This is a genomic window from Streptomyces sp. NRRL B-24572, assembly GCF_002156145.1.
GTDB classification, from domain to species: domain Bacteria; phylum Actinomycetota; class Actinomycetes; order Streptomycetales; family Streptomycetaceae; genus Streptomyces; species Streptomyces vietnamensis.
This window is the reverse complement of record NZ_MWIG01000240.1, coordinates 1-9,113: the sequence shown is the minus strand read 5'-3', so window position 1 is coordinate 9,113 and position 9,113 is coordinate 1. Positions and strand designations below refer to the sequence as shown.

Here is a 9,113-nt window from a genome sequence, read left to right as displayed (position 1 = left end):
GACAGTCCCTGGACTACGCCCGCCTTGGCGTAGTCCAGGGACTGTCTCTTTGATCGGACTTCAAGGACGCCGTTCCTCACGGTGATCCGGATGCTCTGCACAGGACTGCGTGAGCACGCGGAGCGTGTGGGCGAGCCCGGCGAAGCGCGGGTCCGTGGGGTCCATGACCTCGCGGTCCCGCATCTGGACACCGCGGGGTTCGAGACCGCGCTCCCGGGCCAAGAGACCGTTCCCGAGCCGACAGGTCACGAACAGCTGCGGGAGGGTCGGCCGCTTGTACGCGGGCACCCCCCGCTCCCCGGCATCGAGCATCTCCATGGCCACCGGCCACGCACCCCGCTTCCACCAGGCCAACTGCCGCTCACGCATCGCGTTGACCGGTCCCCAGGTAGTCGGCATCTCGGCCCAGGCCAGGCCCTGGCGAAGGCGGTGGAGCATCCCCTTGAACTGCTCATGGATGTCGTACTTACTTGTGAAGTGCTTGGCTGCGAAGAAGGGCTTCACCGCAGCGACGACAGCCCGCCACTCCTCGTCCGTGGGGTCCGGCGGCACGAGCACGTCGTTGTCCCAGTGCCAGGCGGTCACCTGGCACTTGAGGCCCGGCTTTTGAAGGTGGGTGACGTCGCCGAAGGTGACGCGGATGTCGAGCATGTCGAACACCTCCCTTCTCTCCTCCGGCGTCACGCCGTCGAGCCGGCCCTCAGCGCTGGTCACGATCGCGGCCAGGTTGCCGGCCCGCCTCTCCAGGTCCTTGTGGTCGTCCAGCCACTCCTTGGCGATCCTGTGTTGCTCCTCCGTCTCACGGAGCTCGTCCTGGAGTCCCTTCGTAGCGGCAGCGGCGACGGCGGGGTCCATGCCGGCCTGGATGTACTTCGGGACTTCGGTACGGATCACCAGTTCCCGCTCGCCGATCTCGCACTCCAGGTCTTGTACACGCGCGGCGTACCTTGCCTCGTCGCCAGACAGACCGAACACCCACTCGTTCACCGCGGCGTGAAGGCGGGTCTCGTCCTTGATGAGCGTCCCCAGCTCGCCCCAGACGGCCTTCTCGATCTCCTCGGCGTTGAAGTAGGGCTCGGCGCAGGACCTGCCCTTCTGGCCGGTCTCCCCGTCTCTCCTCGGGGTGAGGCCCTGGCAACGGTAGCCACGCCGCGCTTCGGAGCCTTGGCTGCTTCCGGTGAAGACGAGTCCGCAGTGCCCCTGGATGCGGCCGGTGAGGGGGTAGACGCGGTCCTTTTCCCGACCGTTCTGGAAGCCGATCTCGGACATGGCTGCCGCGAGGGCTTCGGCGCGGCCTGCTGTGACGATGCGGGGGACGCCGATCTTGACCTGGTCATCATGGGCTGGCGTGCCGCCGTCTCGGCGAGGGGTGGTGTTGCCCCCCTTGCCACGATGGGTCTTGCGGTAGAGCACGTATCCGCCGTGCAGACTTTCGTGGTGGAGACGGTTTCGAAGGTTGGCGGCGGTCCAAGGGGCGCCACTGCGGGTGAGGAGGTCTCGGCGGTCGAGTTCCTCGGCGGCTTCGGTGAAGTTCATGCCGTCGTCGACGATGAAGCTGATTGCCAAGGAGAGGATCATGGCTTCACGGTCGTCGGAGACGAGGACGGACATCCTCTTCTTGCACCCGATGCCGCTGTTCTCGTCGACCGCGATCCGATAGCCGTACGGGGCCGGCCCGCCGGGCCAGCCGCCATAGCTGATCTTGAATTCCTTGCCGGCGGCCGTACGTTCCTTGATCCGGCGCCATTCCATCTCGGCGAACTGTACGCACTGGGCGAACGCCTGCCAGCCTCCGTCGGCGCCGGTGTCGATGCCCTCTCTGACCGAGATGAAGTGGATGCCGATGTCCCCCATCCGCCAGGCCCAGTTGTACGCGGCGCGGGCGGTACGACCGACGCGGTCGACGGAGGGGATGAGGATGCGGTTGAAGCTGCCTCTGTCGGCATCGGCGATGAGACGGTCCATGCCCGGTCGGGATTCGAGGGCGCCGGACACGGCTTCGTCCACATAGTCGCCGAAGACGGTTGCCTCAGGGTTGCGGGTGAGCCAGCTGTTGCACAGGGCGTCCTGGACTTCGAGGCCGTAACCGTCGAGCTGATCCTTTGTCGAGACTCGTCGGTACCTGGCGACGGTGATCGTCGCTGCCGCACGCGAACGCGGGCGTGCCACAATGGGCATGTCACTCCCTCCAGAGTGGCCGTACCTCGGGGTGGTCAGAGACCCGCGAGGCAGGTTGAGGCCCTTGCGCTGCCGGCGCGGGGCCTTGATCGTTTCCGGGGAGTGTATGCCGCCAGGTGGATCTCCCAGGAGAAAACAGCGGAAGCGGAAACAAAGACCAAATGGGGCGATCGCCCACGCCAGGATACGGTCGAAGCCATGCATGACCGATCAACTCCCGAGCTGCCGGAACTCTTCAGCTGGGAATTCGCCACCGACCCTTACCCCGCGTACGCCTGGCTGCGCGACCACGCACCGGTGCACCGGACCAGACTGCCCAGTGGGGTCGAGGCATGGCTCGTGACACGGTACGCGGACGCCCGTCAGGCCCTTGCCGACCAGCGGCTGTCGAAGAACCCGACGCACCACGCCGAACCCGGAAAGACCGGAATCCCGGGCGAGCGCAGCGCCGGTCTGATGACGCACCTGCTCAACATCGACCCACCGGACCACACCCGGCTCCGGCGGCTCGTGTCGAAAGCCTTCACCCCGCGCCGGATCGCCGAGTTCGCGCCGCGTGTTCAGGAACTGACCGACCAGCTCATCGACTCCTTCGCGGAGCGGGGCAGCGCGGACCTCATCCACGAGTTCGCCTTCCCGCTGCCCATCTACGCGATCTGTGATCTGCTCGGCGTGCCGCGCGAGGACCAGGACGACTTCCGCGACTGGGCCGGCATGATGATCCGCCACGGCGGCGGCCCTCGCGGCGGGGTCGCCCGTTCTGTGAAGAAGATCCGCGCCTATCTCGCCGAGCTGATCCACAGGAAGCGGGAGAACCTCGGTGACGACCTGATCTCCGGACTCATTCGGGCCTCGGACCACGGCGACCACCTCAGCGAGAACGAAGCCACCGCCATGTGCTTCGTACTCTTGTTCGCCGGCTTCGAGACGACCGTCAATCTCCTCGGTAACAGCGTCCACTCGCTGCTCCGCAACCCCGGGCAATTCGCGCGGCTGCGAGAATCCCTGGCAGCCGGAGAGAGCGGCCTCCTCGAAACAGGTGTCGAGGAGCTGCTCCGCTACGACGGACCGGTGGAGTTGGCGACCTGGCGGTACGCAACCACGGGCCTCACCATCGGAGGGCAGGACATCCCGGCCGGCGATCCGGTCCTCGTCGTGCTCGCCGCCGCGAACCGGGACCCGGCACGCTTCGAGGAGCCGGACACGCTCGACCTCGCCCGGCACGACAACCAGCACCTCGGCTACGGCCACGGGATCCACTACTGCCTTGGAGCCCCTCTCGCGCGGCTGGAAGGCCAGATAGGACTCCGTACGCTCCTGACCCGGCTCCCGGCTCTCCAGCTCGCCGTAGACCCCTCGGACTTGCGCTGGCGGGGCGGGCTCATCATGCGGGGGCTGCGGGAGCTGCCCGTACGGTTCTAGATGATCGATTCCAAGGGGTGCCTGCGGAGGGTGCGGCAGTGGGCGGTCAGGCGTCGGGGTCGACTTCGGGGTGTGTGAACCGCACGGGCTTGTCCAGCGACCGGGCGTAGGCGATTTCGGCTCGGGTGCTGTCTCCGATGTAGTCGCCGACTACGAGCACCTCATCAGCGAGCCGGATCTTCGCCCGGTGCAGGTCGTCGAGTCGAACCTTCAGCGCCTCGGCCTCGGCAGGATCGGGCCGAAGTTCGTGCGGCGACTTCATGTCGCAACCCGGTTTGACGACAATCCTTCCGGCTTTGGTCTCCCGCAGATCGGCCTCGGTCATCTCGGGCATGAAACGGGTGGAGCCGCAGATCACGACGATACGCGGGAGGCTCAGCTGCTTCTTCGCGTCGGCGAGCCTCTCCTCGGGGGTGAGCGGTTGCGGGTACGACACCGGTTCCTCCTGGTGGTGCGGTCCAAGGGGTGCCTGCGGAATCGACGAGACCCTCAAGGGACAGCTTGACCTAGAACGGCACCGAGGGCGCACACCCGGAGGTGTCACAGCCCGCGTCATGCAACGCATCCTCGCGCTGATCGCCTACGATCACTGCCCCCTTGGAACAGATCGTCCAGGCCGGGCCAGCCCCTCGGACATGGGGAAGGCTCCCGGCCGGTCGGCGACTGGGGGATGGGGGTGGTGCTCGTGTCCACGACCGTACAGGGCGGCCCCGGGAGGCACGTTCGTGGAGAAGGTGTGATCAAGCCGTACAGGTTGTGCCCTAGATTCTTGTCGGTGGATCCTCAGCTACTCAGAAGCACGTTCGCGGTCGTCGAGAGACGCGCCGAGCAGGCCGTCACGTTCTTCTACTCGCACCTCTTCTGGCACAACCCCGGGGTGCGCGAACTCTTCCCCGAGGACATGCTCCCCCAGAAGGACCGGCTCTTCGCCGCGCTCACCCATGTGGTGACCCACCTGGAGGATCCCGGGCTCGGCGGGTACCTGGGGCAGCTGGGCCGCGACCACCGCAAGTTCCTCGCCTCCCCCGCGCTGTACGCGGGGGTCGGGCAGAGCCTGCTCGCCGCGTTCGCGCACGCCGCCGGTTCCGCCTGGACGGTGGAGGCGGAGAAGGCCTGGACCGAGGCGTACGGCCTTGTCTCCGACCTGATGCTGGCGGGCGCCGAGAAGGCCGCCGGGGCCGGGGAGCCCGCCTGGTGGGACGCGGACGTCGTCCGGCACGAGCGGTACGGCGAGGACCTGGCCGTCCTCACCCTGCGTCCCCGGCAGCCCCTGCCGTTCCGCCCCGGCCAGTACGTCAGCGTCAGCTCGCTGCGGGTCCCGCGCGTCTGGCGCACCTACTCCCTCGCGGACGCGCCCCGCCCGGACGGCACGGTGGAGCTGCACGTGAGCCGGATCGCGGGCGGCGCGATGAGCACGGCCCTGGTGGACGAGACCGGTCCGGGCGAGGTGCTGCGGCTCAGCGCCCCCGGCGGCGCGCTCACCGCGCGGACCGCACCGGGCGGCCTCCGCACCTACATATGCGGGGGTACGGGCTGGGCCCCGGTGCGGGCGCTCCTCGCGGAGGCCGCCGAGGCCGAGCCGGGGCTCGAGGGCCGGCTGTTCGTGGTGGCCCGCGCCAAGGAGTACCTGTACGGGCGCGGGGACGTCGAGCTCCTGAAGGAGCTCCTGCCCGGCCTCCACGTCACCTACATCACGGCGGCGCCCCGGCAGCGCAGGCACCAGGCGACGGAGCGGCTGCTCCAGGCGCTGCGGGCGTGCGTCCACTGGTCGGCGCACGACGTGTACCTCGCCGGGCCGCCGGCCTTCGTCGCCGAGGTCCGCGAGGTCCTGGAGGAGCTGGGCGCCGATCCGGCGCGGATCCACCACGACACCCTGCCGTCCGTGGGCCGCTTCGCCACCCGCCCGAGCACCGCGGCCGAACGCCTCCTGGGCCCGCCGGCCCCGCTCTGGCACGACCCGGAGGGCCGGGCGCCGCGCGCGCCCTGATCCCGGCCGGGCGCCGCGCGCGCCCTGATCCCGGCCGGGCGTCAGTGCGTGCGGGCGCGCCACACGACGAACCGCACCAGGTCCCTGACGCCCGTGAGCACGAGCAGCGCGGAGACGATCCGCAGCCACCCCCAGGTGGAGGAGCTCACCGCCAACCACCCGAAGAAGAGGACCGACAGGGCCGTGACCCCCGGCCCTTCGGCGGACGACGGCCTCCGAGGCCCGGGGTCGGCGTGCCGCGACCTGCCCGGACCGGCGTCAGCCGGGTCGTCCCCGCTCGGCCCCGTCCCGTTCGCGCCCTGCTGCCCGCTCACGCGAGTCCCTCCGCCGCCCGGATCGCGTCCCGGTACGTCTTGGACGCCGCCCGCAGCGCCGCCTCCGGGTCCACCCCGGAGGCCTCCGCGCGGGCGGCGAGGGCGAGCAGTTCGTAGCCGATGCCCTCGCCCGCCGGGAGCTTCACGTCGAGGCCCGCCGAACGGACCCGCCCCGCGAGCTTCGCGGCGAGCGCGAGGCCCGGCTGCCCGAGCGGCACGCCGTCCGTGACGGACTCCCGCTGCTTCTCGACCGCCTTGGTGCGCTGCCAGTGCGCCTGGACGTCCTCGGGGGTCTCGGCGGTCGCGTCCCCGAAGACGTGCGGGTGCCGGTGGATCAGCTTCTCGACGAGCGTCCCGGCGACGTCGTCCACGGAGAACGGTTCCTCCGGGTCCTCCTCGGCGATCCGGGCGTGGAAGACGACCTGCAGCAGCACGTCCCCGAGCTCCTCGCGCAGCTCCCGCCGGTCCCCCTCCTCGATCGCCTCGACGAGTTCGTACGCCTCCTCGATGGCGTACTTGGCGAGCCCCCGGTGGGTCTGGCGCGAGGTCCAGGGGCACTCGCGGCGGACGCGGTCCATGACCTGCACGAGGTCGAGGAGGCGGGCGCCGGGCAGGTCGTACGAGCCGGGCAGCAGCTCCAGGTCGGGCATGGACACGCGGCCGGAGCCGGCGAGCCGGGCGAGGCCGTCGGTCAGCGCCCTGTCGCCCTCGCCGGAGGGCAGCAGCAGGACCGTGCGGCCCCCGGCGCAGGCCTCGACGAGCTCCTCGGCGGTGGGCCGGGCGTGCTCGACGGCGACGCCGGCCTCCCGCAGGTACGGCAGCTGGGGGTGGTCCTCGTCGGGGCAGAGCACCCGGTCGGCCCCGTGCAGCGCCTGCCAGGCGGGCCAGGACAGCAGTCCGGGGGCCACGCGGTGGCTGGCGGTGAGCAGGACGATGCGGCCGGGGCTCTCAGAAGTCACCCTCCGAACCTACCCCGGGTCACGCACCCGCCGGGACGGCGGCCGGGTCCTGGCTGATCTGGCGGAGCCAGGGCGAGCCGTCGTAGGTGGTGTCGAGGCGGACCTGGGCGTCGTCCCAGCGGCCGTAGCGCGGGTTCACGTCGACGGCGAGGTCCTTGGAGGCGGCGGAGAAGACCTCCGTCAGCTTCTTCTGGCCCTCGGCGTCCTCGGTGACGCCCAGCTTCCGGGCGATCTTGTTCATGAGGACGTTGCGGCGGACGAAGGCGTCGATCTGGTCGGGCGCCACGCCCTGCTCCTGGAGGAGGACGGCCGCGAGCTGGTCCTCGCCGCCGGCCTGGCGGACGAAGGAGGTCCTGGTCTGCTGGAGTTCGGCGCGGGTGGCGCCGACGCCGTTGTCGCGGGCGACCTTGTCGACGACCCGGTCGAAGATCATGACGTTGAGTTTGCGGCGGCTGAGGTCGCCGGTGGCCGCGACCAGCTGGGCGGACTGCGGCGAGGCCGCCTGCGCGGCGCGGACGTCCGCGACCTGGGCCTGGAGGCTGGACACCTCGATCCGTTCGCCGCCGACGACGGCCGCCGCTCCTGGGTGGGCGTCGCCGCCGCAGGCGGTGAGCAGCGGGGCCGCGGCGAGAAGGGCGGCGGAGACGGTGAGCGCAGTGCGGCGGTGCAAAGGAGCCTCCCGGGCTGGTCGTGCGTCAGTTGAACGACCTTGCGGTGATCGATGGTAGGGAGTCGCCCGGGCCGGAGCCACTACTTCGGAGCGACTGTTTCCCACAACGACTCACCCGTCACCCGGGTGTCGGCCGCCCCCGAACCGCCGCTCGTCTCCTTGAGCAGGTAGTGCGGCCGCCGCTTGACCTCGTAGTAGATGCGTCCGACGTACTCGCCGATCAGTCCGGCCATCACCATCTGCATGCCGGCGAGGGCGGTGACGGCGACGAGGAGCGTGACGTAGCCGGGGGTGTCGACGCCGTTGACGAGGGCGTCGCCGACGATCCAGGCCGCGTAGCCGAGGGCGACGACGGTGAGGAGGAGGCCGAGGTGGACGGCGGCCCTCAGGGGCTTGTTGTTGAAGGAGAGGAGTCCGTCGAGGCCGTAGTTGAGGAGCTTGCCGAAGGTCCACTTGGAGCGGCCCTGCTCGCGGACGGCGTTCTCGTAGGAGAAGGTCGTGGTGGGGAAGCCGACCCAGGAGAAGAGGCCCTTGGAGAAGCGGTTGTACTCGCCGAGGGCGAGGACCGCGTCGACGGCGCGGCGGGAGAGCAGCCGGAAGTCGCCGACGCCGTCGACGAGCTCGACGTCGACGAGCCGGTTGATCGCCCGGTAGTAGAGGCGGGCGGTGAGGGTACGGGTGACCCGGTCGCCCTCGCGGGTGCGGCGGGCGACGACCTGGTCGTACCCCTCGGCGTGCAGGGCGACCATGCGGTGCACGAGCTCCGGCGGGTGCTGGAGGTCGGCGTCCATGATCACGACGGCGTCGCCGGCGGCGTGCCGGAGCCCGGCGAGCATCGCGGCCTCCTTGCCGAAGTTGCGGCTGAAGGAGAGGTAGCGGACCCGGTCCGGGTCGGCTCCGGCGAGCTCCCGGAGGAGCGGGAGGGTCCCGTCCCGGCTTCCGTCGTCCACGTAGACGAGCTCGAACTCCCCCTCCAGGCGGGAGAATTCGGCGGTCACGTGGTCGTGGAAGCGGGCGAGGACGTCCTCCTCGTTGAAGCACGGGACGACGATCGAGAGCAGCACGCGGACCACGACAACGGAGTCCGGTGTCCCGGCCGGTCCGGGTGGATGACCTTCAGGCGACCATCGCGTGAACTGGCCCGCCGGACCCGTCATTTCCCGTGCGTCCGCTGTCATATTCGATCCGCCATGCCGAAAACCAAGCGTTCGTACCTGCTCTCCGCCCTCCTCGCCGTCGTCGCCGTCTGCGGCGGGGACGCCGTCGCCCGGGTCTTCCCCTTCGGGCCGCGCCACCGGGCCGTCAACGACCTCGCCAACCAGTTCGTGCCGTTCCACGCGCACCTGTGGGACCTGCTGCACGGCCGGGCGGACGGCGGGCTGCTGCTCGACTGGCAGGCCGGCTGGGGCACGAGCTTCCTGCCCGACTACGGCACCTATCTGTCGAGCCCCTTCGCGCCGCTGGTCGCGCTCTTCCCGCGCGGGGACGTCGAGTACGCGGTGTACGCGGTCACCGTCCTGAAGACGGCGGTCGCGGCGGCGGCGATGACGTTCCTGCTGCGGCGGCTCGGCCCTGGGGGGTGT

General features: G+C 70.3%; 8 protein-coding genes and 1 pseudogene. 4 read left to right on the top strand and 5 right to left on the bottom strand.

The window, feature by feature from the left end; all coding sequences use genetic code 11:
• Positions 1–60: 60 nt before the first annotated feature.
• Positions 61–2,178: a recombinase family protein gene (locus CCN56_RS15070; RefSeq protein WP_179199853.1), complete on the bottom strand. Its 2,118-nt coding sequence runs from the start codon at positions 2,176–2,178 to the stop codon at positions 61–63.
• 198 nt (positions 2,179–2,376) lie between these two features.
• On the opposite strand from CCN56_RS15070, the gene CCN56_RS15065 reads away from it, so the two are divergent.
• Positions 2,377–3,600, top strand: a complete 1,224-nt coding sequence (locus tag CCN56_RS15065; protein WP_086827251.1) for a cytochrome P450 — start codon at positions 2,377–2,379, stop codon at positions 3,598–3,600.
• Between the two features lie 46 nt (positions 3,601–3,646).
• Here the strand turns inward: CCN56_RS15065 and CCN56_RS15060 are convergent, their stop codons facing one another.
• Positions 3,647–4,036 carry a hypothetical protein gene (locus tag CCN56_RS15060; protein ID WP_179199852.1) on the bottom strand — a complete coding sequence of 130 codons (390 nt, stop codon included), beginning with the start codon at positions 4,034–4,036 and terminating at the stop codon, positions 3,647–3,649.
• A 40-nt stretch (positions 4,037–4,076) separates the two neighbouring features.
• Here CCN56_RS15060 and CCN56_RS44565 point away from each other — a divergent pair.
• Positions 4,077–4,175 (top strand): annotated as a pseudogene (locus tag CCN56_RS44565) (IS982 family transposase); the annotation flags it as partial.
• A gap of 200 nt (positions 4,176–4,375) precedes the next feature.
• Positions 4,376–5,587, top strand: coding sequence for a globin domain-containing protein (locus CCN56_RS15055; RefSeq protein ID WP_086827257.1), 1,212 nt, complete (start codon positions 4,376–4,378; stop codon positions 5,585–5,587).
• Between the two features lie 310 nt (positions 5,588–5,897).
• Here the strand turns inward: CCN56_RS15055 and CCN56_RS15045 are convergent, their stop codons facing one another.
• The 3 genes from CCN56_RS15045 to CCN56_RS15035 all read right to left on the bottom strand — a co-directional run bounded on the left by CCN56_RS15045 (position 5,898) and on the right by CCN56_RS15035 (position 8,594).
• On the bottom strand, positions 5,898–6,860 hold the full coding sequence (locus CCN56_RS15045) for a nucleoside triphosphate pyrophosphohydrolase (RefSeq protein WP_086827243.1): 963 nt from the start codon (positions 6,858–6,860) through the stop codon (positions 5,898–5,900).
• A 19-nt stretch (positions 6,861–6,879) separates the two neighbouring features.
• Positions 6,880–7,530, bottom strand: a complete 651-nt coding sequence (locus tag CCN56_RS15040) for a SurA N-terminal domain-containing protein (protein ID WP_086827241.1) — start codon at positions 7,528–7,530, stop codon at positions 6,880–6,882.
• 80 nt (positions 7,531–7,610) lie between these two features.
• Positions 7,611–8,594 (bottom strand): glycosyltransferase family 2 protein, encoded by a 984-nt coding sequence (locus CCN56_RS15035; RefSeq protein WP_086827255.1) that lies wholly within the window; start codon positions 8,592–8,594, stop codon positions 7,611–7,613.
• Positions 8,595–8,720: 126 nt separating this feature from the next.
• Between CCN56_RS15035 and CCN56_RS15030 the strand changes: the two genes are divergently transcribed.
• Positions 8,721–9,113, top strand: a 393-nt coding sequence (locus CCN56_RS15030) for a YfhO family protein (protein ID WP_143664525.1), incomplete at its 3' end; no start/stop codon positions are given.